This is a genomic window from Salinactinospora qingdaonensis (assembly GCF_039539445.1).
Taxonomy (GTDB): Bacteria; Actinomycetota; Actinomycetes; order Streptosporangiales; family Streptosporangiaceae; genus Salinactinospora; species Salinactinospora qingdaonensis.
The window spans coordinates 258147-284152 of sequence record NZ_BAABDD010000002.1; the positions used below are offsets into that span (position 1 = coordinate 258147).

Here is a 26006-nt window from a genome sequence, read left to right on the forward strand (position 1 = left end):
CCGCGCCCCAATCGACGACAGAAAGGACGACATCCATGGCGCCGCCGCAAGGTCTCGTTGACGTGCTGCCGCTGGCCCCGCTCCAGCGAGGACTGCTGTTCCACGCCCTCTACAACGACCGCGACCTCGACGTCTACACCGTTCAGCACGTATTCGAGTTCACCCGGCCCGTCGACGCCACCGCGCTGCGCGCCTCCGCCGCGGAGATGCTGCGGCGCCACCCCAACCTGCGCGCCGGTTTCGCCCATGAGGGCATGGACGAGCCCGTCCAGTTCATCCCCGCCGAGGCCCCGGTCGACTGGCGGGAGATCGACCTGCGCGGGTTCGACGAAGAGGAACGGGAACGGCGATTGCTGCGGCTGCGCCGCGAGGAGCGCGAGCGCCGCTTCGACCTCACCCGGCCCCCGCTCATCCGCAACGTGTTGGTGCGCTGCTCAGCCGAGCGCACGGTGCTGGTCGAGACCCACCACCACATCATCATGGACGGCTGGTCGGGCACCCTCTACATCTTCGAGCTGTTGGAGCTGTACCGTCACGGCGCCGACCCGGCCGCTTTGGCGCCCGCCCGCCCCTACCGCGACTATCTACAGTGGCTGGCCCAGCGTGGCGCTACCAACGACGGTGCCGGCAACCCCTCGATCGCCGCCTGGCGCGAGGAATTGGCCGATTTGTCCGGCCCCACTCTGGTGGCCCCGCCTGACGTGGGGCGGGCTCCCGTCATGCCGCGCTCGCACGAGGCCCAGGTTCCCGATGCCACCGTCGCCGCGCTGACGGCTCTGGCCCGCCAGCGCGGGGTCACCCCCAACGCGGTGCTGTCCACCGCGTGGGCTTTGGCGCTGCGCGCCCACACCGGCCGTGACGACATCGTCTTCGGCAACACCGTCTCCGGTCGGCCCCCCGAGATCCCCGATGTCGACTCCATCATCGGACTGTTCTTCAACACCATCCCGGTACGGGTTACCGTGCGCCCCGACGAGACGGTGGCCGACCTGTTCACCCGGGTCCACCGCCGCCAGGGGGAGTTGCTCCCCCACCACCACACCGATCTGGCTGAGATCCAGCGCCAGGCCGGGGTGGGGGCGCTGTTCGACACCCTGTACGTGCTGCGCAACACCCCTAAGGACGACCAGCATGCGCGCGAGCTACAGCAGGCGGTCGGGCTGGAGCGCGTCTCGGCGGCCGACGCCACGCACTACCCGTTGACCTTCGTCGCCCAACCCGGCGAGACGCTGACGATCTCGTTGGCCTACCGGCCCGACCTCTTCGACGACGCCACCGCGCGTACCCTCTTCGACCGGGTGCTCACCGCGGTGGAGCGCATCGTCGCCGAGCCCGACCTGCCAGTGGCCCAACTGGACCTTCTCACCGAAGACGAGCGCCGCGCGGTGCTGACTACGTTTAACGACACCGCTGCCGACATCCCCGAGCGCACCATCCCGGAGTTGTTCGAGGAGGCGGTGCGGCAGTGGCCCGACCGTACCGCCCTCGTCTGCCACGACACCCAACTGACCTTCGCCGAGCTCAACGCCTGCGCCAACCGGATGGCGCGGCTGCTGGTCGGCTACGGCGCCGGTCCCGAGCGTCTGGTCGCGCTGGGGCTGCCCCGCTCCGAGCAGGCGGTTGTGGCACTGTTCGCCGTACTCAAAGCCGGGGCCGGCTACGTGCCACTCGACCTGGAGCACCCGCCGGCGCGACTGGCGGAGACCCTCACCGACGCCGGGCCGGCAGTGACCCTGGTCACCCGCGCCTCACAGGATCGTGTCCCCGAAGTGGCCGGCAGCCGGCGCCTCGTCATCGACGACGACGCGATCGCCGCCGAACTGGCCGCGTGCCACGACCACGACCTCACCGACGCCGACCGGGACGCGCCGCTCCACCTCGACGCTCTCGCCTACACCATCTACACCTCCGGCTCGACCGGCCGCCCTAAGGGCGTCGCCGTCGGTCACCGGGGGTTGACGAACATGCTCTACAACCACCGCCACCACATCTTCGACCCGGTGGTCCGGCGGGCGGGCAACCGGGTGCTGCGCGTGGCCCACACGGTGTCCTTCTCCTTCGACATGTCCTGGGAGGAGCTGCTGTGGCTGGTGCAGGGCCACGAGGTGCACCTGCTCGATGAGGAGATGCGCCGCGACTCCCACACCCTCACCACCTACTGCGCCCGCCACCACATCGACGTCATCAACGTCACCCCCTCCTACTGCGGGCAACTCATCGAAGACGGTCTGCTCGACAGCGTCCACCGTCCGCCGCTGGTGCTGCTCGGCGGCGAGGCCGTCTCCGAAGCGGTGTGGGAGCGGCTGGCCGCCACCCCCGACGTGCTCGGCTACAACCTCTACGGCCCCACCGAGTACACGATCAATACCCTCGGCGGCGGTACCGAGGACAGCGCGACGCCCACCGTGGGGCGGCCGATCTTCAACACCTGCGCCTACGTCTTGGACTCTGGGTTGGCGCCGGTGGCGCCCGGCGTCGCCGGGGAGCTCTACATCGCCGGAGTCGGGATGGCGCGCGGCTATGTCGGCCGTCCGGACTTGACCGCCGAACGGTTCGTCGCCAACCCCTTCGGGCCGCCCGGCTCCCGGCTGTACCGCACCGGTGACCTGGTGCGCTGGTGTGACGACGGCACCATCGACTTCCTGGGGCGCGCCGACGACCAGATCAAGATCCGCGGCTACCGGGTGGAGCCCGGCGAGATCGCCACCGTCTTGGAGGCCCACCCCGACGTCGCCCAGGCGGCCGTGGTCGTGCGTACCGACGCCCCGGGGGTGCAGCGTCTCGTCGGCTACGTCGTCCCCACCGCCACGGCCGAAGGCACCGACGCCGAGCCGATCGACACCGCGACCGTGCGTGCGGTCGCGGCGGCGCGCCTACCGGAGTACATGGTGCCCGCCATCGTCATGGCTATCGACGAGCTGCCGCTGACCACCAACGGCAAACTCGACCGTGATGCCCTGCCCCGCCCCGACACCGGTGATGCGGGTGGGCGCGAGCCGCGTGACGAGCAAGAAGAGCTGCTGTGCCGGCTCTTCGCCGAGACGTTGGGGCTGTCCCAGGTCAGCATCGACGATGACTTCTTCGCGCTCGGCGGGCACTCGCTGTTGGCGATGCGTCTGGTGGGACGGCTCCGTAAGGAGACCGGCACGCGACTGACAGCCGGCAGCCTGGCCACGGCGCCCACCGTGGCACGGCTGGCCGAGCTGCTCTCGGAGGGCGGTGGGCCCAACGACCCTCTGGCTCCCCTGCTGCCGCTGCGCACGGCGGGGCGGGCGGCGCCGTTGTTCTGCGTGCATCCGGCAGCCGGCTTTGGCTGGTCGTTCGCCGGGCTCGCCCCCTACATCGCCGACCGTCCGATCTATGCGCTGCAATCGCCGGGGTTGCGCGGCGAGACGATCGCCGCCGACATCGACACGCTCGTCGACGACTATCTGGGCCACATCCGCACCGTGCAGCCGGAGGGGCCCTACCACCTGCTCGGCTGGTCGTTCGGGGGGCAGGTCGTGCACCGGCTGGCCACTCGGCTGCGCGCTCAGGGCGAGCGCGTGGGGCTGCTGGCGATCTTGGACACCTACCCCGTCGACGAGGCGCGCAAGGCAGCGCGCGCCGAACCCGTGCCGAGCGGCCCGCAGTTGGAGCAGGAGGCGCTGGACTTCCTGCTGCGCGGCTCCATGCGCGAGCTCCCGCAGTGGCTGCACCCGCCCTACTCGCGTTCCGACGTCACCGAGTTGATCCGGGAGAATGGCGGTGTGTGGGGCGACTTCGACGAGCGCACCCTCTCGGCGGTCGTGGACACCTACCGGGCCAACGCTGAGCTGATGACCCGCATGAGCTACGCCGAGTTCGACGGTGACCTGCTCTTCTTCGCCGCGGCGGAGAACCCCGCCGGTGAGGCTCAGGCGTGGCACCCCTACGTGGCCGGCGACGTCGACGCCCACGTGGTCAACGCCGGACACGAGACCCTTACCGGGCCCGCGGCGCTGAGCCACATCGGCCCTGTCGTCGCCAAAGCCTTGCAGCGGTCGGCCGGGTGAGCACCGCGGGACCCTGACAGCACCGCTCGTGCGCCCGGCCCCGCCTATCCACAGACATGACAGAAAGGACCCTGTTGTGAGCAACCCCTTCGATGACGCCGACGCCCGTTTTCTCGTCCTGGTCAACGACGAGGAGCAGCATTCGCTATGGCCAGAGTTCGCCGCCGTCCCCGACGGCTGGCACGTCGTGCTCGGGCCGGTGAGTCGCGATGAGGCGATCGACTACGTCAACACCAATTGGACGGATCTGCGCCCCAAGAGCGTACGGCGGTGAGGGCACGGTGACGCTGCTCAATCGTGATCAGGACGCAACCACCCTCTATAGGTAAGGCATAGCTAACCTTAGTAAGGTTAGCGTGTCCTTTTTGGGGATCTTCATTCCTCGTAATCGTCAGGAGAGCTGATCATGCGTGAACGGATGCGCACGTGGGTGGCGATCGCCGCGAGCGGCGCGCTGTTGTTGACCACCGCCGCCTGCGGCACACCCGAGACCGAATCTTCCGAGGCCAGCCCCAGTCCCAGCGGCGCAAGCGAGCTTCGCACCTTTGAAGCCGACAACGGTGCCGTCGAGGTTCCCACCGACCCCCAGCGTGTCGTTGCGCTGTCCTACGCCGTGCAGCCGGCCATCGAGCTGGGTGCCAGCGTGGTGGGGGTGGACACCCAGCAGAACTGGGGCGAACGCATCCACCCCGATGACGTGGCCACGGTGGACTCGGTGGAACAGGTCGGCTCCACCAGCGAGCCCAACTACGAGGCCATCGCTGGTCTCGAACCTGACCTCATCGTGGTGGGCTGGCCCAAGCGGGGGCTCGACACGCTGCCCGTGGCCGACTTGGAGGCCATCGCCCCCACCGCCGTCATCGGCCTGGGAGACCCCTCCTCCTGGAAGGAGCTGGAGTCGCGCGTGGCCGACGTCGTCGGCCGTACCGGCGCCTACGAGGACGTGCAGCAACAGTACGACCAGCGCGTCACCGAGTTGGGCGAGGAGTACGCCGAGACCCTCGACTCGACCGACTTCGCCTTCATCCGCTCCACCGAGGGCACGCCCGGCGCCCAGGCCGGCCAGGTCATGCAGGAGTTCGGCCCGGCGTGGAACACCAACATCGCCGAAGAGGTCGGTCTGAACTTCATCGGTGAGCAAAACGAGGCTTCACGTCAGGCGTGGGCGGCCTACTACTCCCTGGAGGAACTCGACAAGGTCGCCGATGCCGACGCGATCCTCACCGAGTCCGATCCCGAGGGCAACGTCCCCGACGCCACGCAGCAGATCCTCGACATGGACGCCTTCTCCTCCCTACCGGCGGCCCAAGACGACCAGGTCCACCCCTTCCCTTGGAGTGGCGCCACCACCCACAAGAGTGCGTTGCTGACCCTGGACAGTCTTGACACGATCCTGGAGCAGGTCAGTTCCTAACCCCCGGGGGCCACGCCCCACGGCCCGGTCGTGCCGGCGCCCCTGAGGGGCGCCGGCACCGCGGTGACTTCCGCGCCCCATGCGTGCCCGGGGTGGCCTTCCCGCCAGGGGGCAGTTGCGCGCTTGTGTAAGCGGTGGTGGACTCCTGGTCGCTCATCCCCGATCGACTACCGTTTCGCCTCGCGTTCGCCTCGTGACCACCTCGACCGGCGCTGGGAGCCCTGTGATCCACAGCGGGAAACGGCCGTTGCCACGCCTCGACACTCTGGGCCGGTGGGCGCTGCGGCAGGGGCCGCGCCCGCGCGAGACGCTGACCGTGTGTCACCATGCCACGGCGGCAGGTGCCGCGATCCCTCCCCGGGACACACCCGGGCATCCGTGAAAGGTGCACGGTGAAACCCGCATCCATCGCCATTGACATCACGCCGTTACAGATCAGCAGGGAGTTCCGGATCGCGTTCACCGCGCGACTGATCTCGCTGGTGGGGATCGGCTTCACCACGACCGCGCTGCCGCTCCAGGTCTACGCGATGACACGGTCGTCGCTGCTGGTGGCCACCGTCGCCGCGACGGCGGGAGTCTCCATGTTCGCGGGTACGCTCACCGGCGGTGTGCTCGCCGACCGCCTCGACCGCAGGAGGCTGATCATCGGAGGGCGGCTCGCCGCCACGGTGGCCTTCGTGCTCCTGGCCGCCAACACCGTTGTGCCCGAACATCCCCTCTTGGCGCTGATCTACGCCTGTGCGGCGCTCAACGGGTTCCTGGGCAGCTTCAGTACCGTCGCCCTACAGGCCGCCGCCCCGGGCTTCGTCCCGCCCGACCGGCTGGCCGCCGCCGGAGCGTTGCTCGCCATGACGGCCAAACTGGGAATGGCCATCTCTCCCGCCCTGGCCGGTCTGATCATCGCCGTGTGGGGCTTTGGCGTCAACTACAGCATCACTGCTGTGGCCGGTATGCTCACGGTGGCGATGGTCTGGCGGCTCCCCTCGTTGCATCCCCCGGCGCGCCAGGGCGCTCAAGGGGCGCGTTCCCTCTTCGCCGACATCGCCGCCGGTCTTTCCTTCGCCGCCCGCGACCGTACCGTCGGCCCCTTGCTACTGGTGGGGTTCCTCCTGCTGCTGTTCGCCTCCCCCCAAGTCCTCATCCCGGCGTTCAACGACCGGGTGCTCGACGGCAGCGAGTTCACCGCGGGACTGCTCTATGCCGCCCCCGCCACTGGAGCCGCTGTCGGTTCGCTGACCAGCGGCTGGACCGGACGGGTGCGTCACACGGGCTCGTTTTTGCTGGGGGCCGTCGCGGTGTGCGGGGGCGCTGTGGTGGGGCTGGGAATCGCCCCCACCCTCGTTGCCGCTCTCGTCGCGCTCACGTTCTTCGGGGTCGGCCAGATCGTCGAGGAGATCCTGCGCTATGCGCTGTTGCAGTCGCACACCCCTGACGCCCTCCGTGGGCGCGTCAATAGCCTCTGGACCGCCCAGGCAACCGCTGGTGGGGCACTGGGCTCCCTTACTCTGGGCGCTATCGTCCCCCTTGTGGGAGTGAGTACGGCGATTGTGATCGGAGGCGCGGCCACCGTCGCTGCTGTGACGGTGATCGTGGTGAGTCTGCCTGGGCTGCGGCGCGCCGGCGTCGCCCCAGCCGTCCCCGGCAACGACAGCGGTATCTCAAGTTAGCTTAGCCTAAGCTAGGATTTCGGATGCGTCGCGGTCACCCTAAGGACCGCGTTACCCGATTGCGGAGGAGAGTGTCCTTGACCGTCACGAGGAGCGAAGCGCGCCGCGAGATGTACCCGCTGCGGGCCCGCAACCTGGAGGTTCGTTCTACAGAGCGGATCACCCCACGGATGATCCGCGTCATCTTCACCGGCGACGACCTGGCCGACTTCCGCAGCGACAACTACGCCGACCACATCAAGCTGTTCTTCCCCGACGAGGAGACCGGCGAGCACCGCCTGCCCGTCGTCGACGAGAACGAACGCTGGAACGCCAAGGATCCCGGATACATCTTCCGCGACTACACCGTGCGCCGGTTCGACCGGCAGGCCCGTGAGCTGACTGTGGACTTCGTCGCCCACGACCATGGCCCCGCCGGTCGCTGGGCCATGCGCGCCGTTCCCGGCCAGCGGCTGGGCGTCCTCGGCCCGCGCGGCACCCACTACGTTCCCCACGACTTCGACTACTACGTGATCGCCGCCGACGAGACCGCTCTGCCCGCAGCCGCCCGGTGGCTGGAGGAGTTGCCGCGGCAGGCCACGGTCTTCGCCTTCCTGGAGGTTGCCGACGCCGCTGAGGAACAGCACATCGACGCCCCCGCGGGGGCCAGTATCACCTGGCTGCACCGCGACGGCGCCGAACCCGGAACCACCGACCTGCTCGAACGGGCCGTGCGCGGGCTGACCCTGCCCGAGGGCGAAGGGTTCGTCTGGGTGGCCGGGGAGGCGAGCTGCCTGAAGAACATCCGCCGTTACCTCAAGGAAAGCGGCTTTGAACGCGGTCGCACCGCCGACGTTGACGGCTACTGGCGCCGTGGCACGGTCAACCTCGACCACCACGCTCCTCCCGAGGACTAGCCCACCCGCCGGTGCCGGCTCTTGTGGCCCGGTAGCGCATGCGACGGCCCGCGGTCATGACCGCGGGCCGTCGCATGCGTGAGCGCGGCCTGGCGCGATAGCGCGAACGGCCCCCGGCCGTACCGTGGCGCCGGCCGTGATGGAAAACTGTTGGGCCGTGGAGTGTTGTAGTGGCGGGTGGGTCACCGGTGACCCGGTCCCGCCCTGGGGGCGGTCCCACCGCAGCCACGCCACGTCCCTGAGCGGGACCGTGGGGCGGGCGCTCGGCTCCTTATATCTCCATAAGCTCGGATCATCGCCGCTTCGGGGCGCCACACCAGCACGGCTGGGCGGCAGGCCCGGCACCGGCGCGTGGTCCGTCGACTTAGCCGCCGCGGAACCAGAGCAAGCGGAAAAGAGGAAAGGTCCGTGCAGCGTACGCTCATTAACGGCAAGATCCACCGCGCGACGGTGACACAGGCCGATCTGCACTACGTCGGTTCCATCACCATCGACGCCGACCTCATGGAGGCGGCAAACCTGGTGGAAGGCGAGCAGGTGCACGTCGTCGACATCGACAACGGTAACCGGCTGGTGACCTATGCCATCACGGGCGACCGGGGCAGTGGAGTGATCGGGATCAACGGTGCCGCCGCGCATCTGGTGAGCCCAGGAGATCTCGTCATCATCATGTCCTATGTCGTGCTGGACGAGGTCGAGCGCACCATGCACCACCCCCGGGTGGTCCATGTCAACCGGGATAACCGGATCATCGAACTGGGGGTAGATCCGGCCGGTGCGCTGCCCGGCAGCGGTCTGACCTCGGGGCGGGCCTGACAGGGCAGCGGCTATGTCTGGCGGTAGTGACATAGACCACTACCGCGGTAGGGCGGGGGCGGCAGGCCTCCAGTGCGCTCCCTCCTGGAATCCCGGGATGCGAACCGGCAGGTCAGCCTCGCCCGTTAGGGCGCCCCGCCTCCTTTCTCCACCCACACCTCGCCTCATCGCCCCCGACTTCGACTCCCTGGCGCGCCCTCGGGACGCTTGCTGACCACATCCGGCCCGATGATCCGTGACATCTCCGGGTATGCACTTCCTGCGCCGTATTGGCCGAGCCACGTTGCCGATGCGGACCCGAGGGCGGAGGGAGACGCGGTTGAGCGGTGTCGTTGCGCCGCAGTCGCCGGTGGCGCACCCAGGGCCGTGGGCGAGGCGATGATCGACGAGGAGCCGGAGCTAGAGCCCGGTGCCGCTGCGGCCAGCCGCGGCTACGATCCCGAGCGGCGCGATGTGGCCGCCCACATCGAGTGGCAAAAACAGGGGGCCTGGGTGGTGATCTGGGGCCCCTACAGTCGCCGCTTCTGGGCTTTTGCCCGCTGGCCGGTCCCTCCCGGCGGCGCTGTCGTCTCCGCGGCCGACCCTGGGGAACTCTACGCCGAGATGCGCGACGTCGAGCGCAAGCACCGCTTCCTGCGGTGGCGCTACGGCCGGGGCCGTAGCTGAACCCAGCCGACCCGCCTCAAGGGGCCAGCGCCGGATCGCGCAGCCACTCGCGCAGCTCCTCGCGCCGCAGACTGTCGTCCTTGAGGGGACATGTGGTGCAGAAGCCGTGCGCGGGGTCTCCCTTGTATTCGAAGCAGCAGGTGCCGCGCACCGCCCACGTGCCTCGCGGATGGTTCTCGCAGAAGGGGAACAGGCGGGGCCGAGACTGGGTGGTGGCGCCCGCGTCGACGAAGGCCTCGCCGAGGCGGCGGGCGCGCTCCCAGGCCGCCTTAGCGTCATAGCCCAAGAAACGGGCCGGGTTGAGCATGTAGAAGTGCAGTGTGTCGAGGACCCAGCCCCATAGCACGCGCCGTCCCACCCGAGAGTGCTCGTGGACGGCGTCGATGATGGGGGAGAACGCCCCCACCATGCCTGCGGCTACGACCGTGTCGAACTCGGTGGCTTCGACCGCCACGGCATCGTGGTGTCCTGCGTAGTCGTCGTCGGTGCTCACCGCGACGCGGGGGCTGGTGATGGTGGGAGTACCGAAGTTGCCGCTACAGCGCCACGGGAACCACAGATGCTCCCGGTCCAGCAGTGGGGCACGCCCGGTGAGGTAACTGCCCGCCGCGACCAGGAAGATCGGCTCCCGCAGCAGTGCCCGCAGGAAGTGCGTCGCTGCGGGGAGGCGGTGCTGCGGCCCGTTGGTCGAGGCGATCTTCTCCAACAGAACGGGCACGGCCCCCTCGGCGACCATCAGGTCGGTCCGGTACCAGTGCTCGCTGCCGGGGTGGGCCCGGACAATCCGCATCTCAGGCACACGGATGTCGGGCAGCGGGGCGAACTTCAGCGGCGCGCAAGCCTCCACCACACTCTGCAGTGGATGGCGCGTGCTTGTCATGCTTAGGCCGCCTTTCGTGCCGCTGGGTGCTTTTCGACCGCATACCAGCGGTCGCCGGACGGTCGCCGATCGCCGAGTGGGCTCGCTACAGTAGGCCGAATGGGAAAGCGGACGTCATCTGCGCCTGGTGTTCCCCCCGTTAGCAGCGGTGCCCGCTTGTTAATTAAGGCTAGCCTAACAGGCTATTGGGCGCAATGATCAGTGTGCCCGCGGTGTGGCGAGCCAGGGGCAATGTTCCTGATGGGCGCGGGTATGTGCGTAGTGTCACACCTTGCCGCCGGCTGGCCGCCCCCGCTCGGCCGGTGGGGCGCGCTTCGCGGTACATCTCTATCGGTCTTCCTGCCTCGTCGCGCCGCCCCGCCCCTTACGGCGAGCGGGGCTTGGCTCCCGTTGGCCTCGGGCGCCGCGCCGGCGCAGTCCCCAGGGCGGCGCAGGTCACCAAGGCACGGTCGCGCCGCGGTCCGGCCGGCCACCGCCGCAGCACGGCCGTCCCATTCCTCGCCGGTACGGCCGACCGGTTCCAGCCTGCCGTTGCAAACCGATCAACGCAGCAGCACGAGATGGTGGCGTACCAGCGCCTGGACTACGCCCACCACATTCGCCACCGGGGTCGCGGTGCGCTCGGCCAGTTCTCCGACCGTGAGGCGATGGTGCCGCGCGAGTTCCCGCACCACCGCCTCGGTCTCGCCCGGCAGCCGGTAGCGTCGACCGGCCACCGTCAGGGCCACCTTGCCGGTGTCGCTCTCGCGTTCCACTGCGGGGGGCAGGATCGCGGTGAACTCCACGACAGTCTCGGGCTGGGGGGCGGCGCCATCGACCGCCCACGGCAGCGAGAAGGACTGCCGACGGGGGAAACGGGCGTCACGGTCGGCCAGGAAGGAGTCCAGGTTGTGGCGTTCGGCCAAATCAGTCAGGGTGCGCACCAGTTCGTGCTGGTGCTTGCGGCGTTCCTCGGCTGAGGCGAAGCGCGGCAGGTCTTGGCGCATGAACTCGACGTCGTGCAGGCGTTCCAGCAGCGACCGAGCCCAGTCGATCCCGGTGGCGCGGGTGAACCCGAACGTCAGGTGCATGCTGACGTCACCGGTGCCCTTCACCGTGTGCCACCAGCCCCGCGGGACGTGCAGGACGTGTCCCGGGCGCAGTACCCCCTCCCACAGCGTGTGCCCTGGCGGTTCGTGGCTGTGGTCGGCGTCGACCTTCATCGGGTAAGCGCGGCTGCCCTGCCCGTGGACCTGCCACGACTTGGTCCCGACCACCTGTACGACGAACGTGTCGTGGTCGTCCCAGTGGGTGTCGAAGCCGTGGGAATCCCCCCAGATCAGGTATAAGTTGACCTGGGCCCGCTCACGTACCAGGCGCATCAGGTCGTCGGTGGCCGCTCCGATGGGCGGGTGCAACCGGTCGATGCCGTCGAGCACCATGCTCGCCCCCTCGCGCAGTTGCGCATACAGCGCGTCAGGGCGGATGAGGCGCCGGGAACGTCCTGAGGACTCCCCGGTCTCGGTGTAGCGCTCCACCGGTACCGGCGATCCCTCGCGGTGCAGCCGCAGCCGCGGCGGCTCCAGCGGTCGTGTCGACAGGATCTCGTTAAGCGCGGCGAAGTCCAACAGGGGAGCCACCGCCGCCGCCCCCAGGTCGGCGAACACGACCTCACGGGACAGCTTGTCCTCAAGGCTCTCGGCGCCAACGGCCTCGCGCAGCGTCTCAGTGAACAGGTAATCGGTCACCATGAACCTTCCGGGCCGGCCCGCCATGTCGGGGCGGGGGATCGACACTTGTGGATAGCCGGGCGTGACGCCGGCGTGGGCCGTGTCACTGCGCTCGAGGCGGGCTCCAGGGCCCTGACCTGGCGCGGCTCGCCGCGCTCGCGCCCAGCGGCCGGCCGCAGGGCCATACCGCCGGCGCACTCGACCGCACGCCGGTCGGGGCGGGCGTGACTCACCTTCGGCAGCGCCAGCGGCGCCGCCACGCCCCCGGCACCGCTCGGCGACCGCCGGCGGGCCCGTGCCCACCGGCGGCCAGTCGTGGCAGCGACGAATCAGATGAAGTCAGAGCTGGAGTCGGTGCCGTCAGTGTCACCGCCGGCGGTGATGTCGCGCGACGTAACCTCGTTCAGGTCCTCGACCTCAACCTCGATCTCGATCGGATCCATTGGAGTTCACCTCTCTTCCTGTTGGCTCGGAACCACCCCAGCGCCGACCGTTCTGTCGGCAGGGAGCAGCCCCGTCTGCGCGGCCGCGAAGGCATGTGCGTCGGCCGCGAGATCGATGGCGCGCGTCACGGCTCTGGCCCCATGGCCCACGCCGTGCTCGTAGCGCAGCAGCACCGGGCGTGTGCCCGAGCCGTGTTCCCGTAGCGCCGCGCACATCTTGCGCGGATGGGCGGCGTCGGTGCGGGTGTCGCCATGGAACCCGGTTAGCAGGATTGCCGGATGGTCGCTCCCGCCGTGGCGTAGCGCATGGTGGTAGGGGGAGTAGCGCAGCAGCGCGGCGAAGTCGCCGGGGTCAGCCACGGTGCCGAATTCCCGGGTCCACATCGCTCCCAGCCCCAGCCGTTCGAACCGCGCCATGTCGGTCAGCGGCGCCGAGGCGATGACCGAGCCGCACACGTCGGGCCGCAGCATCGCCGCGGCCAGTACCAGCAGACCACCGGCCGAGCCGCCCGACAGGCACAGCGAAGCCCGAGTGCAGTACCCCATAGCCACCAGCTCGTCGGCGGCGGCGATGAGGTCCTCCACCGAGCGGATCTTGGCGCGCCGCGCGCCCTCGACGTGCCAGCGTCGTCCACCGTCGCCGCCCCCGCGGACGTGGGCCACCGCATAGCGGCCCCCCGCGCGCAGCCACGCCAGCACAGTCGCACTGAACCCGAACTGGCGGGGGCGACCGAACCCGCCATAGGCGTGCAGGATCGTCGGTCCGCTCCTGGGGGCGCCCTCCAAAGAGAACACGGTGATGGGGACCTGTGTCCCATCGGCCGACCGGCAGGTCAGCGTTTCGCGCCGTACGTGGTCGGTTGGCGGCGGCGCTTGGGGCTCGGGCCAGCGCCGGGGTTCGGGCCAGCCGGGCAGGTAGGTGAGCACGATTTGTTGGGTGGCGACGTCGGCATAGCAGAACGTGATCTCGCCGCCATGCTCGGCCGTACCGACCCGCTCGCCGTGGTCGCGCGCCTCGCCGGTGCGGGCCCACGCGGGCTCGTGGGATTCGAGCCGGGTCACCATGCCCTCTCCCGGCAGGGGGATCGGCCGCAGCAGGTGACCCTCGCCACTGTGCGCGGTGAGTTCGCTGATACCCAGCCGCGTCCGGGTCACCAGAATCTCCACAGCCGCGGCCGTGCCGGCGACGGCGAAGCCGTCCAGGGTCGCCGTGGGATCTTCGGCGACGAGCTCCTCCCAGTGCTCGGGAGCACACCGGTCAGGAGCGGTGCGGCACACCCGCCGCATCGGCGCGCCGTGCGTGGTGCGCAGGTAGAGCATCCCATCGGGACCGACCTCGGCCTCCGACTCCACCTCGATGCCGCTGTGGATCGTGGTCAGTTCGGGCGCGTCGGCGCGGCACTCCGCCAGATCGGCCAGCCACAGGTCGTTGCGGTGGCCCGTGCCATGGCTCTCCGAGATCAGCAGCCAGCGACCGCGCCGCAGTCGGACCCCTGGCACGGTCCGCTCGGCGGTGCAGGCGTGCACGAGGACGTCATCGCGACGGGGGGCGGCGACGCGGTGCAGCCACACGCCGCGGCGGCCGTCGCCGTTGTCGCGGCGCACGTAGTAGAAGACGGGGCCGCGCGCGCCGGGCAGCCAGGCGACGTGGGAGTAGCGCACTCCCCAGATCGGTTCCTCCACCGGCAGACCGGTCTCGGTGGCCAGCACGCGCAGGGAACCGCGTTCCGTGCCGCCGCTGGAGGTCTGCACGGCCACGTAGCGACCGTCAGGACTGGGCTCCCACGCATCGAGAGTGGTGGTGCCGCCGGGGTCGAACACGGCCGGATCGAACACGGTGCGCTCGCCGTTTCCGGCGAAGACGACCAGCCGAGGGTGCTCTGCGTCCCGGTCACGGCGGGTCGCGAACACCGCCCGACCGCGCCGTACCGGAGGGGACCACAGGTCGGCGGAGACCAGTTCACGGATGTCGTCCGCCAGCGGTTGCCGCATCGGCCAGCCGCGGGCCGCCATGGCGAACTCGCGATCACGTTCGTCGAGCCAGGCGTGGACCTCGGGGGAATCGCCGTGCTCTAACCAGCGATACGGGTCGGTTATGCGGATGCCATGCACGATGTCGACGGCCGGAGCGTTGCCTGCTCGCTCCTCGGGCCCCAGGGTGCGGGCGCTCACCAAGAGCCACTCCACGCCACCCCGGGCGGGCCCGGACGTGGCGGACGGGGATGGAGGGCAAGGCCGGCGAGGACAGGGCAACAGCTTCGCACGCCTCCCATCCTTGAGGCCGGATCGTGCCGCAAGCAAGGAAGTCATTGCTTACCCACGTCAACGCGAAACTCACCCCGCGGCTACGTTTACCAAACGTTTTCGCTGGTTGTAGGGGGTCACCACTGATCCTGCGCGGTCCGTTTCCCAGCCGGTATCACAGGCATGGGTTTGGCGTTATGTGGTTGCTGTGTCACCTTCGGTGGGCGTTGGGGGTGTCGAGCCGCATTGTCCGTGCCTCTGGCGTGGCGACCACCCTCGGGCCATGCGGGCACGCACCGCCCGCGTGCGGTGGCAGGGCGGGCACCGGGGCGGTTCTCACTCCCGGGGGAGTCTTGGTCAAGCCGGGAGCGGGCAGAGGCTCCCGTCGGCCGGGGGCAACGCAACCGGCAACATCGAGGACCGGCCGCCCCCGCCGCCTTCCGTGACCTGCCTCACCTTTAGTGCACCGCTCCGACGCTCAGGCTCTCCGCCGGATTCCCGCCCGGCGGGGAGCACCTGCCTGAGGGGGCCGCGCATACGGAAGCACGGCGAAGTTGCGCGCTCCAATCGCCGATCCAACGGAGGGGCCACCGCCTATCCTCGGGGTGCTGAGGTCTCGACGTCGCGCAGTAACGGCGCGGCGTCGTGCTCGGTGACATTGACCTCATGCGGTGTGATGGCGGCCACCGCGGCCCGGTAGTCGGAACCGGCGGCCAGGTCGGTGAGCCACACGTGCGGGGGAGCGGTTGGGGAATCCCACGCCAGCACCGCTGGTTGCTCCGTGGAGCCGCTCACAGTCACGCTGTTCAGCCCTCCGCTGAGCCCTTGACCGGTAGCCTTGAGAAGAGCTTCTTTGCGCGACCAGTAGGTAAAGAAAGCCCTAGTGCGCTCGGCGGGGGAGTGAGTGGCCAAGGCCTCCCGCTCGACCCGAGTCAGGGCGTGCTCCGCGATTCCCTCGATGTCGCGGTCGTCGCGCACGTGTTCCACGTCCAACCCCACGGGAGCCCCTTGTGTCAACGCCACACCCACGCGCTGACCGGAATGGGTGATCGAGATCTCCAGGCCGGCGGCCACGCCCACGGGCCGGGGCTTGCCGTGGGGCTCGCCGCGTGGCTCGTCCAGGGCGGCGCAGCGTCCGCAGTACAGCTCGAACGTCACCTGCTGGGGGGAACAGCCGGCCTCGCGCGCGCACAGCAGGCGTGCGAGAGCGTGGGCCACGGCGTAGCGGTCACGGTCGGCGGCCACTCGTAGCCTGCTGTGTCGCTGGCGTTCCCGGTCGTCGAGGAGTCTTAGCAGGTCAGGTGTTGCCAGGGCCGGATCGGCCCACCACACCGAGCAGGGCAGTGAAGTCGCAGTCACAAGCCCCATTGTGACGCCTGCCGGCAGCGCCCGACATCCCCGGAGTTCCACACTCTCCAATCAGGATCGCTGTAACTTCAAACACAACCCCTGTTTGAAGGACATACAAAAGAACATGGTTTATGTTTGGATATGGAGATGGACAGCGCGGAACGCATTGACGCGATCGTGGCCCTGTTGCGGGAGACCGGTGAGGTCGCCGTGGCCCACCTCGCAGAGCGGCTCGGACACTCCGAGATGACGATCCGTCGCGACCTCGATCAGCTCGCCGGTCAGGGGGTGCTGAGACGGGTCCGTGGCGGCGCCATCAGCCTGCTCCCCAGAGGGCAGGAGCCGCCCTTTGCGATCCGCGAGCGCCAGGCCGTCGAGGCCAAGGAGCGCATCGCTCTCGCCGTGAACGATGTGATCGGCGCGGGGGAGGCGGTGGTCGTGGACAGCGGGACCACCGCCGCGCGGGTGGCCCACGCCTTCGTGGATCGTCCGCTCACGGTGATGCCGCTCTCGTTGCAAGCCGCGTCGGCGCTGAGTGCCAGCCGGGAGACCAAGCTCCTTATGGCAGGAGGGGAAGTCCGTCCCGGTGAACTGTCCCTGATTGGCCCGTTGGCCGAGGAGTCACTGGGTGCGGTGCGGTTCGACACAGCCGTGCTCAGTTGTTGCGGTCTGACCGTGACCGACGGTGTCACAGCCCACGACCTGGGCGACGTCGCCGTTAAACGCGCTGCCATGCGTTCTGCACAACGGATCGTCATGGCCGCGGACTCCACCAAGCTCGGTCAGGTGACCATGGGCTACGTCGCTCCTCTTTCCAGGATCGACATGCTGGTCACCGACACCGACGCTCCTGATGACATCGTGACCGAGATTCAAGCTTGCGGAGTGGCGGTACTTCGTGTCTGAGATCCAGCACCCTACCACCGAACGTCGACCCGACGCCGGCCGGCCAGCACCCGAACTGCGGCGCGCCCGGATGTCGGTATCTGTGTACTTCTTCATCGCGGGCGTGATCATCGCGACATGGGCTGCGCGTATCCCCGCGGTCAAGGCGCAGACGGGGCTCAGCGACGGTGCGCTCAGCATCGGACTGCTCGGATTGGCCGTTGGCGCACTGGCCGCCATGCAGGTCGCTGGCCGTATGGTCGACCGTTTCGGTAGCGCGGCCAACATCGTGCCGGCCGCGGTCTTTGGCAGCCTCGCGCTCATCGCGCCCGGGCTGTCCAACTCGCTGGCGTCGCTGTTCGTCGCGCTGGCCGCCGTGGGCGCCGGCCACGGTCTCATCGACGTTCCAATGAACGTGCACGCCGCGCGGGTCGAACGTCGCTATGGCCGTCCCATCATGGCCTCTTTCCACGCCGCCTTCTCGATCGGGGGGTTCGTCGGCGCCGCTGTGGGCGCTCTGGCGGCGTGGGTTGGATTGAGCCCCTTGATCACCTTCACGATCGTTGCCGTGGCGCTGGTGGCCCTGGCGCTGCCGGCCCGCACCCACCTACTGCCCGGTTTGGACGCCGATTCACCGGTGGGAGCGGCGCCTGCGGGGCACAGTCCGCCCAAGCGCGGGCGTAACCGTCTACCGTTGAAGATCGTCCTCTTCGGCCTCATCGCCATGTGCTCGATGGTGGCCGAAGGCGCCGCTACCGACTGGGCCTCCGTGTACCTCCACGACGGATTGGGAGCCTCCGGGGCGGTGGCAGCCCTTGGTTTCTCGGTTTTCTCCGCCATGATGGCGGCGGGACGTCTCGTGGGGGATCGCCTCACCGCACGCTTTGGCCCCGTCCTCTTGCTGCGTTGGGGCGGCCTGCTGGCCGGCGGCGGGCTGTCCGCGGGGCTGCTCGTGCCCTCGCCGCTTGTGGGCATCGTCGGCTTCGGCCTGATGGGTGCCGGACTGTCCTGCATCATCCCGCAGGTCTTCACCGCTGCCACCAACCACGATCCGCTGCGCGCCGGCCGCAACCTGGGCTTCGTCAGCGCCATCGGTTACTTCGGGCTGCTCAGCGGGCCGGTGGCCATCGGGGCGATTTCACACAGCGCCGGTCTCGGGGTGGCCTTGGCGGTCCCGGTGGTGCTGTCGCTGCTCATCGCCGCCGGTGCGGTCACCCTGCGCCCTGGCGGGTCGCCAGCGCAGGAGCCGCAGCCCGAACCGGCCGTGGCGGCCTGACCGCCACCGCAGCCGCGGAGCACACCCCTTGGCCCCCACCCGCCGCGGGTGGGGGCCAAGCGCGTCGCGGGAGAGTACACGCACTGGCTGGCTTCGGTCGGTCCCTGGCGGCGATCCAGGTGTGATGTGCGACTCGCCAGGGCACCATAGGACTGACCGTGTGCTCCCTCAGCATGGGGAAGGCAGCGGCCCCGGTCCGGACCGTCCCCGACGTGTAGGGAGACGCCCATGTCCACCCTGGCCCTGTTCGGTATCGCCGTTCTCGCTACGCTGGCTGTGCTTGCCGCGCTGTTCTGGGTCGCCCTCCTCGGCGGCACGGGCACCCCCGCAGCCGAGGAATCCCCCGACGACGACGCCGTCGACCAGTCGTTCACCGCGCACGGCGGGCACCTCAACTGAGCGCCCGCCCCCCACTCGGTCCCACACCCCGCTTTCACGCGAGGCCAGCGGAAGGCGCCCCGGTCAGGAACACCAGGTGATCGATTATGATCGAATCGCACTGGAATCGTTCATTGCGAGAGTCCGCGGTGCGGTAACGCCCGCACGGCCGGAGGAGACACCTGTGACAGAGGAGGGAAAGCCGACGTTCGCGGCCGAGCGGCGGGAACGCATCCTGGAATTGGTGCGCTCCAATGGGGCCATGGCTCTGCGCGACATCGCCAGCCAGGTCCGTGCGTCCGAGGTCACCGTCCGTCGTGACGTGCGGGCACTAGAGGCCGAAGGGCTGATCGACCGGCGCCGTGGCGGTGCCGCCCCGCCAGGACGGTTGGGCCACGAACAAAGCTACGCGCAAAAGACCCGGCAGGCCGCCCCGGAGAAACTCGCCATCGCTAAGGCCGCCGCGGCCCTGGTCGAGGACGACGACGCGATCGTGCTCGGACCCGGCAGCACAACCGAAGCGCTGGCCCGCGAGCTCATGGGGCGCCACAACCTAACCGTCGTGACCAACTCGCTCCTGGTCGCCCAAGTGCTGGTCAACGCGCCCGGCATCGATGTCATGGTCACTGGCGGCTCCCTGCGAGGGACGACGCTGGCACTCATCGGCTCGGCCACCGAACAGGCCCTTGCCGGCATCCGGGTCCACCGGGCCTTCCTCTCAGGTAACGGCCTCACCGTCGACCGGGGCCTGAGCACCCCCCACCCGGCGGTGGCCAGCGTCGATCAGGCTCTGGTCGCCTGCGCCCAGGAGACCGTCATCCTGGCCGACCACACCAAGATCGGCACCGACACCATGGTGCAGACGGTCCCCCCTGAACACATCAATCATCTGGTCACCGACAACCACGCCGACCCCGAAGTCCTCATGACCCTGGAGGACATGGGCACCACCGTCCATGTCGCCGTCTTGGAAAACGACCAGGGCGAGTAGCCACCCCCGCCGCGCCCACGACCGCGCCGCCCCCCTCGCGCGGTTGCGCACAGTCGGGCAGCCTCGCCTCCCCGCGCCCGGCGAGCCGACGTCGCACAGTAGCGCTCTGCCCGCCGCCCCTCGTCCAGCCAGGGGGCACCCGCACCGCGCCGAGCATGGATGTGCCGGCCCGCCGGCCGCAGCAAAACCCCAACTTTTCGGACAGCGCCTTCTTCCCGGTCATCCCCGCTCGGTCCGCCCCCTGCCCGCGTTCGCGCCCCGCAGCGTTTCCCGCCGCGTCCACAGCGCCTCTACCGTGGAGGCTGGCGATCGACACACCCAGCCACGGCCGCTTCCGGCCCGACGACGAATTTGGAGGCCGCTGCATGCCCACTCCGGTTACCCTGCCCGAGCCCTGGTCGCGCTCCAACGTGAGCGTCGTGGTCCCGACCTACAACGAGGCCGACAACCTGACGCACCTGGTCGCCCAGCTTCTCGCGCTCGACCTGCCCAACCTGCGCATCGTCGTCGTCGACGACGACTCTCCCGACGGCACAGGTGACATCGCCGAGAAACTCGCCGCCGAGCACGGCGGTCAGGGAACCGGCCGCATCACCGTTGTCCACCGCACGACCAAGGACGGACTGGGGCGGGCCTATGTAGCCGGCATGACGCGCGCACTCGCCGAAGGCGCCGAGTTCGTCGTCCAGATGGACGCCGACCTCAGCCACCACCCGGGGTATGTGCCGCAGTTGTTGGGAACCATGCTCTCCACCGGTGCCGGCGTGGTCATCGGCAGCCGCTACGTCTCCGGCGCCAGCCTGTCCCACCAGTGGAGCTTGCCGCGTCGCCTCCTCAGCACCTGGGCCAACACCTATGTCAAAGCCATCCTGGCGATGCCCATCCGCGACATCACGGCCGGGTTCAAAATCTGGCGCCGGGAAGCGCTGGAGGTCATGGAACTCTCCGATATCCACAGCAGCGGCTACAGTTTCCAGGTGGAGATGCACTTTCGCGCCTACCGCCGTGGACAGAAGATGGTGGAGATCCCCATCCACTTCGAGGACCGCCGCGAGGGCGACAGCAAGATGGATCTCGCCGTGCAGGTCGAGTCCGCACTGCGCCCCTTCCAGTTGCGCAGGTACGAGCGCCAGCCCCGCTCTACCCACCGGCCACGCTAAAGAGCCTGCCCAGCGGTACGATCAACCGGCGACGTGGACCCCGCCACCGGAGACGGGGCGCTCGCGTAGCACTGTATCGGCGATGCGCTGGGCCAGGTGTTCGGCCTGCTCCCGGATCTCGGGAATGGCGGTCGTCTCGTAGAGCCTGCCGCGGCGCACCGGCCCCAAACCGAACAACCGGCGGCTCACCTTGCCCGAGGCGTCGATGAGCGCTCCGTGCGGGCAGGTGTCGATCCCCATGCCCAAGTGGTCGGGGCGGGCCAGCCCTTGCGCGAGCAACCCGCGCAGGAACGGTGAGGAGCCCGGGTGCGCCCCCGTGCAGTCGGCCACGGCGTCGGCCTCGACCACTCGCCCGTTGCCCAGTCGCGCGCGAACCCCTTCGTGGCCCGGTTCCACGCCTTCGATGCCGCCGGCGTGCACCCGCAGCCGTCCCGAGGCGCGCAGCGCCGCAACCTCCTCCGCCGCCTCGGGCGCCATCCGGTGCCGCGCGCTCTCCCAGTAGGTAGCGAAGCGTTCGAGGAAGATCTGCTGCTCCTCGCGGGTGAGCCCCTGCCACAACTGCGCCGTGTGGGGGCGCAGCGAATCGACGACATGGCGCCAGTCACCGGGGTAGGCCGCGATCGCCGCCCGCACCCGCCGGGTGAGGGTGCGCAGCGCCGGCGGTCCGCTCAGATCCACCGCGACCGGCGGCATCACCACCGGCGGGCGGTGTCGGTGGGGCAGCAGCCCGCGCCGCGAGACGGCATCGATCCGGGCCTGTGGGGCCGCCGAGGCCACCGACAGCGCTACATCCACCATGGTCAAACCGGTGCCGATCGTCAGGACCCGCCGGTGCCCCTGGAGCGTTTTCCCCGCTGTCTCGGGGGCCCACGGGTCGATCACCGGCACCCCCAGCTCGGCTGCCGCGGTAAGGGGACTCGGCCGCGCGTTTCCCGTGGCCACGATGGCCGCAGCGGCGTTGACGCGCTCGCCTCCGGCCAGCCCCAGCGTCACGCCCCGGTCATCGCAGGTGGCAGAGACTACCCGCGCGGTACGGCACTCCAGCGAGGCGTGGGGTTCGGCCCATCGCGCGGTGGCCAGCAGCGTCTCCCACAGGTAGTCGCCGTAGTCGCCGCGCGGCAGGAACGTGGCGGCCCGGCAATCTCCGTTGCGGCTGCGGGCCCATTCGACGAAGTGCGCCGGCTGCTCGGGGATGGCCGACATCGTCGTGGCCGGTGAGGCGAGCAGGTGGTGTTCCTCGGTGGTGGCGTAGGCCGTGCCCCGGCCGTGGCGGCCGTGCTCGTCGAACAGTACTAGTCGGTAGGGCAGCCGCAGCCACGTGGTGGCGCGCAGCAGCGCGATGGCGGTGAGTGTGGCACTCGCCCCACCACCTACGCACGCGATGATGGGCCGGTGCCCGTCGGCGGGGACCTCGTGCGGCATAGCGTCACTCTATCGATCACGAACGGGGCGCCAAGGGGGTCGCCTGACCGGGACCTCCCCGATACCAAGGGGCGCGAGTCGGCGCTACCCTTCCTCGAATCTATCGCGCCCGCCGCTGGCGGCGCACGTATCCGCCGCGTTACGTTTCCGGCCGCCTCCCGCCGCACCGTCCCCGCGGGAGCCTCCCACCCCGTCGGGGACGGCGCGGCGGTGAGCTCACTCGCTGGCCAGCGCCGCGGTGATCGAGGCGCGTGCGGCCCTGCGGCTGGGCAGCACCGCGGCCACGAGACCGGCGAGTACCGCCGCCGCGACGAAGCCCGCGATTTGCCAGCCGGGCAGCACGAGGCTCACCTCCTCCAGCACCGCCCGCCCGGTGATCCAGCCGAACACGATTCCGACCGCGATCCCGGTCAGGGCGCCCAGCACCGAGACGATCACCGCCTCCAGCGACAGCATCCACCGCAGTTGCGCCCGTGACAGCCCCACGGCCCGCAGCAGCGCCGACTCGCGGGTACGTTCCAGCACCGACAACGCCATGGTGTTGGCGATACCGAATATCGCGATGAGGATCGCCATGCTCAGCAGCGCGGCCACCACCAGGAACATGACGTTGAACATGTCGGTGTACTGCTGTTTCAGCTCCGCTGCGCTTTGCACCCCGAGAGTGGGGTAGTCCGCGACCGCGGCGTCGACGACATCGCGTGCCTGCGTGGTCTCGATCCCCTCGGCCTTAGCCACGGCCACCAGTTGTATCCGGCCGGTGTCGGCGAACTGCTCGGTGAAGTCGGAGTAGGCCACGACGATCGGGGCGAGGGCCTCCGTCTCCGAAGTTACCGCCACCACCTCGTAGGGGCGCTGCTGCTCGGTGCCGATGTCCACCTGGTCGCCGACCTCCACCCCCAGCATCTCGGCCATCGGTTGCGAGAGCACCGTCGTCTGATCGGTGAAGTCGGCGAGGTCGCCGGAGGTGGTCTCTTCGACTATCTCGGTGAGGTCACCGCCGGTCAGTGCCGAGACTCTCATCTGCGGCTGCTCCGCCACATGCGCATCGGCCTCGTGCAGCGAGTAGACCTTGTCGAGTTCGGGGGTCTGGCGCAGCTCGGCGGCCACCGCGGGCGGCACCCCCTGCCGTTGTTCCTCCGCGGTCGTCCCGAGTTGGCGCATGATCTGATAGTCCACCGGCATCCGGTCGTCGAGCTGTTCGTCCAGGCTCGACTGCACCGATGCGCTAAACACCGAGAACGCCGTGATCAACCCGGCGCCCACGGTCAGGGCGATCATGGCGGTCGCCGCTCGCTTGGGCGTGCGGCCGGCGTTGTCGGCGGCCAGCCTGCCCGGTACGCCGCTGCTGCGCATGGGGCCGCTGATGAGCCACACGAACCCGCGAACCAGCAACGGGCTCAGCAGCACCACCCCCAAAAAGCAGGTCACGCCCGCCGCGACAATCAGCGTCAGGTTGCGCGGGCTGGGGTCACCGCCCACCGCGAGGGCCACCATGGCCCCGCAGATGCCGAACAGCGCCACTGCCGCCACGATCCGCAGCCAGCCGACCCCCTTCTCCGAGCCCAGCGTCGCGCCGGCGCGCAGCGCCGCCAGCGGTGCGACCCGCGTGGCGCCCAGGGCGGGCACCAATGCGGCCCCCATGGTCACCAGGGTCCCAACACCCAGACTCGCCAGCACTGCCAGCGGGCTGACGACCAGCCCCGCCGTCGCCCCCGTGGTGGGATACATCAGCTCGGCCCCGAAGGTCAGTCCGGCCGCTCCCAGGCCGATACCGGCGAGTACGCCCACCGCCGAGGAGAGCAGACCGACGATCACCGCCTCGACCAGCACGCCGCGGAAGAGTTGCCCGCGCACCGCGCCGAGGCAGCGCAGTAGCGCCATTTCGCGCTGGCGCTGGGCGATGAGGATGGCGAAGGTGTTGTAGATGACGATGGCGGCCACGAACATCGCCACAGCGGCGAACAACAGCAGCCCGCTGCGCATGATCTCCAGTTCGGCGCCGGCCCGCTCGGCCAGCGTCTCGCCCACCTCCTGGCCGGTCTGCACCTGGGCGGCTTCACCGGTGGCCGCGGCCACCTCTTCTTGGAGTTGGTGCACCGGAACGCCTTCGGCCCCCATGACATAGATCCGGGTGTAGCCCGAGCCGGCGGGCAGCTCGACCATCTCTTGGGCGCGTTCGGGAGTGAACGCTACTGCCCCCCGCTGGGACACGGAGCCTTGGATGCCGAGGTCGATCAGCCCGACGACCGTGAACGAGCGCGGCTCTCCCTGGGGATCGAGCACCTCCACGGTGTCGCCGACGCCGAAATCGTTGTCGTTGGCGCTGCCGGTGTCCAGCGCCACCTCGTTGTCGGCGGTGGGCAGCCGCCCCTCGAACGCCTCGTAGCGGCTGACCTCCCCGCCCACCGACATACCCAATGTGGGGATGTAGCCGACCGCGCGGCCGTCGCGGTCCAGCAGCGGTGCCGGCCCTTCGAGTACGCCTTGGACGCTCTCGATCTCGGGCAGGTCCCGCAACGCCGCCACCGTCTCGACGTCGGAGGCGCCCGGCTCGCCCGTGGGTTCTTCGTCCGGGTCCGGCCCTGCCTTGGCGACACCCGTCGCGGTGACGATCACATCGATCTTGCCGGCCGACCCCATCACCTGCCGGCTGAAGTCCGCGCGCAGCGTGTCGGAGAAGACGAGCGTGCCCGTCACGAACATGATCCCCAGCACGATCGCCAGAGCGGTGGTGAACAGCCGTCGCTTGTGCAACCGGAGCCCGGCCAGTGTGGTGCGCAGCACGGTCGCCTACCCTTCCAGCTTCACGAGGCGGTCCAGTACCAGTTCGGCGGTGGGCGTGCCCACCTCGTCGACCAGTCGGCCGTCGCGTAAAAACACCACGCGGTCGGCGTAGGCGGCAGCCATCGGGTCGTGGGTGACCATGATTACGGTCTGCTCCAGCTCCCGAGCGGAGTCGCGGAGGAAACCCAACACCTCCGCGCCCGAACGCGAGTCGAGATTGCCGGTGGGCTCGTCGGCGTAGACGACCTCCGGGTCGTTGAGCAGCGCCCGCGCCACGGCCACGCGCTGCTGTTCGCCACCGGAGAGCTTCACCGGCAGATGGTCGAGCCGGTCGTGCAGCCCCACGACCTCCACGATGCGCTCGAACCGTTTGGGTTCCACCTTGCGTCGGGCGATCTCGGCCGGGAGCACGATGTTTTGCTGGGCGGTCAGCATCGGCAACAGGTTGAACGATTGGAAGATGAAGCCGATGCGGTCGCGCCGCAGCAGTGTCAACTCCCGGTCCTTGAGGCCGGTGATGTCGGTACGGCCCATGTGCACCGACCCCGACGTGGCTGTATCCAGTCCGGCCAGGCAGTGCATCAGCGTCGACTTACCCGACCCTGAGGGGCCCATGATCGCGGTAAAGGCGCCCCGGGCGAACGCCACGTCCACCCCGTCCAGCGCGCGTACCGCCGTGGCCCCCGTGTCGTAGACCTTCGTCAACCCCTGAGCGACCACCGCAGGGGGCGCGTCGGTCTGCGGGGCGGCCTGGTGGGCCATGGTCTCGCTCACGGCGTTCTCCTAGCTCAACCGAGGGGAAAGCGATCGGTGGGGCAGGGGCGGCGGTACCGTGCCGGCGGGCCGCTGGGTGCTCCCGCCCCGTCGCGCGCCGGCTACGGCGCGCATGCCCGTCTGAGCCTAGGAGCGGCCAGGCCGCGCCGACCTCGCCCGCGCGGTCGATTCACACGAGGGGCGAAAGAGGTACCCCTATCGCCAAAGGTCA

The 26006-nt window shown here is 69.6% G+C and carries 19 protein-coding genes; 12 read left to right on the forward strand and 7 right to left on the reverse strand.

All coding sequences use genetic code 11. From position 1 onward, the window contains the following. Window positions 1-35: 35 nt before the first annotated feature. The 7 genes from ABD848_RS03320 to ABD848_RS03350 all read left to right on the forward strand — a co-directional run bounded on the left by ABD848_RS03320 (window position 36) and on the right by ABD848_RS03350 (window position 9496). Window positions 36-4034 carry a non-ribosomal peptide synthetase gene (locus tag ABD848_RS03320; RefSeq protein WP_344967113.1) on the forward strand — a complete coding sequence of 1333 codons (3999 nt, stop codon included), beginning with the start codon at window positions 36-38 and terminating at the stop codon, window positions 4032-4034. 76 nt (window positions 4035-4110) lie between these two features. Further along, the gene (locus tag ABD848_RS03325; RefSeq protein ID WP_344967115.1) at window positions 4111-4308 is read left to right on the forward strand and encodes an MbtH family protein; all 198 of its coding nucleotides are present in this window, start codon (window positions 4111-4113) and stop codon (window positions 4306-4308) included. A 132-nt stretch (window positions 4309-4440) separates the two neighbouring features. Beyond that, window positions 4441-5448 carry an ABC transporter substrate-binding protein gene (locus tag ABD848_RS03330; protein ID WP_344967117.1) on the forward strand — a complete coding sequence of 336 codons (1008 nt, stop codon included), beginning with the start codon at window positions 4441-4443 and terminating at the stop codon, window positions 5446-5448. A 392-nt stretch (window positions 5449-5840) separates the two neighbouring features. After that, window positions 5841-7118: an enterobactin transporter EntS gene (gene entS, locus ABD848_RS03335; protein ID WP_344967119.1), complete on the forward strand. Its 1278-nt coding sequence runs from the start codon at window positions 5841-5843 to the stop codon at window positions 7116-7118. A 77-nt stretch (window positions 7119-7195) separates the two neighbouring features. After that, window positions 7196-8014 (forward strand): siderophore-interacting protein, encoded by an 819-nt coding sequence (locus ABD848_RS03340; protein ID WP_344967121.1) that lies wholly within the window; start codon window positions 7196-7198, stop codon window positions 8012-8014. 408 nt (window positions 8015-8422) lie between these two features. After that, window positions 8423-8830 (forward strand): aspartate 1-decarboxylase, encoded by a 408-nt coding sequence (gene panD / locus ABD848_RS03345; RefSeq protein WP_344967123.1) that lies wholly within the window; start codon window positions 8423-8425, stop codon window positions 8828-8830. A gap of 378 nt (window positions 8831-9208) precedes the next feature. Further along, entirely contained in the window at window positions 9209-9496 is a 288-nt protein-coding gene (locus tag ABD848_RS03350; RefSeq protein ID WP_344967333.1) for a hypothetical protein, read from the forward strand. Between the two features lie 16 nt (window positions 9497-9512). Here ABD848_RS03350 and ABD848_RS03355 read toward each other — a convergent pair whose 3' ends face one another. The 4 genes from ABD848_RS03355 to ABD848_RS03370 all read right to left on the reverse strand — a co-directional run bounded on the left by ABD848_RS03355 (window position 9513) and on the right by ABD848_RS03370 (window position 16131). After that, a complete protein-coding gene (locus ABD848_RS03355; protein ID WP_344967125.1) occupies window positions 9513-10376 on the reverse strand; it encodes a (2Fe-2S)-binding protein in 864 nt (287 codons plus the stop codon). 542 nt (window positions 10377-10918) lie between these two features. Continuing rightward, on the reverse strand, window positions 10919-12103 hold the full coding sequence (locus ABD848_RS03360) for a JmjC domain-containing protein (protein ID WP_344967335.1): 1185 nt from the start codon (window positions 12101-12103) through the stop codon (window positions 10919-10921). A 431-nt stretch (window positions 12104-12534) separates the two neighbouring features. Continuing rightward, window positions 12535-14703: a prolyl oligopeptidase family serine peptidase gene (locus ABD848_RS03365; protein ID WP_425567424.1), complete on the reverse strand. Its 2169-nt coding sequence runs from the start codon at window positions 14701-14703 to the stop codon at window positions 12535-12537. Between the two features lie 663 nt (window positions 14704-15366). Beyond that, window positions 15367-16131, reverse strand: coding sequence for a 4'-phosphopantetheinyl transferase family protein (locus tag ABD848_RS03370; RefSeq protein ID WP_344967129.1), 765 nt, complete (start codon window positions 16129-16131; stop codon window positions 15367-15369). Window positions 16132-16269: 138 nt separating this feature from the next. On the opposite strand from ABD848_RS03370, the gene ABD848_RS03375 reads away from it, so the two are divergent. The 5 genes from ABD848_RS03375 (at window position 16270) to ABD848_RS03395 (ending at window position 20812) form a co-directional block, all read left to right on the forward strand. Continuing rightward, window positions 16270-17028 carry a DeoR/GlpR family DNA-binding transcription regulator gene (locus ABD848_RS03375; protein WP_344967337.1) on the forward strand — a complete coding sequence of 253 codons (759 nt, stop codon included), beginning with the start codon at window positions 16270-16272 and terminating at the stop codon, window positions 17026-17028. Continuing rightward, entirely contained in the window at window positions 17021-18283 is a 1263-nt protein-coding gene (locus ABD848_RS03380; RefSeq protein ID WP_344967131.1) for an MFS transporter, read from the forward strand. Before ABD848_RS03375 ends, ABD848_RS03380 begins: the two co-directional genes overlap by 8 nt. A gap of 228 nt (window positions 18284-18511) precedes the next feature. Further along, window positions 18512-18682: a hypothetical protein gene (locus tag ABD848_RS03385; RefSeq protein ID WP_344967132.1), complete on the forward strand. Its 171-nt coding sequence runs from the start codon at window positions 18512-18514 to the stop codon at window positions 18680-18682. Window positions 18683-18845: 163 nt separating this feature from the next. Beyond that, the gene (locus ABD848_RS03390; protein ID WP_344967133.1) at window positions 18846-19652 is read left to right on the forward strand and encodes a DeoR/GlpR family DNA-binding transcription regulator; all 807 of its coding nucleotides are present in this window, start codon (window positions 18846-18848) and stop codon (window positions 19650-19652) included. Window positions 19653-20017: 365 nt separating this feature from the next. Beyond that, the gene (locus tag ABD848_RS03395; RefSeq protein WP_344967134.1) at window positions 20018-20812 is read left to right on the forward strand and encodes a polyprenol monophosphomannose synthase; all 795 of its coding nucleotides are present in this window, start codon (window positions 20018-20020) and stop codon (window positions 20810-20812) included. Window positions 20813-20833: 21 nt separating this feature from the next. Here the strand turns inward: ABD848_RS03395 and ABD848_RS03400 are convergent, their stop codons facing one another. From ABD848_RS03400 to ABD848_RS03410, 3 genes are all read right to left on the reverse strand, one after another. Beyond that, window positions 20834-22234: an FAD/NAD(P)-binding protein gene (locus tag ABD848_RS03400; protein ID WP_344967135.1), complete on the reverse strand. Its 1401-nt coding sequence runs from the start codon at window positions 22232-22234 to the stop codon at window positions 20834-20836. Between the two features lie 216 nt (window positions 22235-22450). Beyond that, the gene (locus ABD848_RS03405) at window positions 22451-25021 is read right to left on the reverse strand and encodes an ABC transporter permease (protein ID WP_344967137.1); all 2571 of its coding nucleotides are present in this window, start codon (window positions 25019-25021) and stop codon (window positions 22451-22453) included. 6 nt (window positions 25022-25027) lie between these two features. After that, window positions 25028-25783, reverse strand: coding sequence for an ABC transporter ATP-binding protein (locus ABD848_RS03410; RefSeq protein ID WP_425567425.1), 756 nt, complete (start codon window positions 25781-25783; stop codon window positions 25028-25030). Between the last annotated feature and the right edge of the window lie 223 nt (window positions 25784-26006).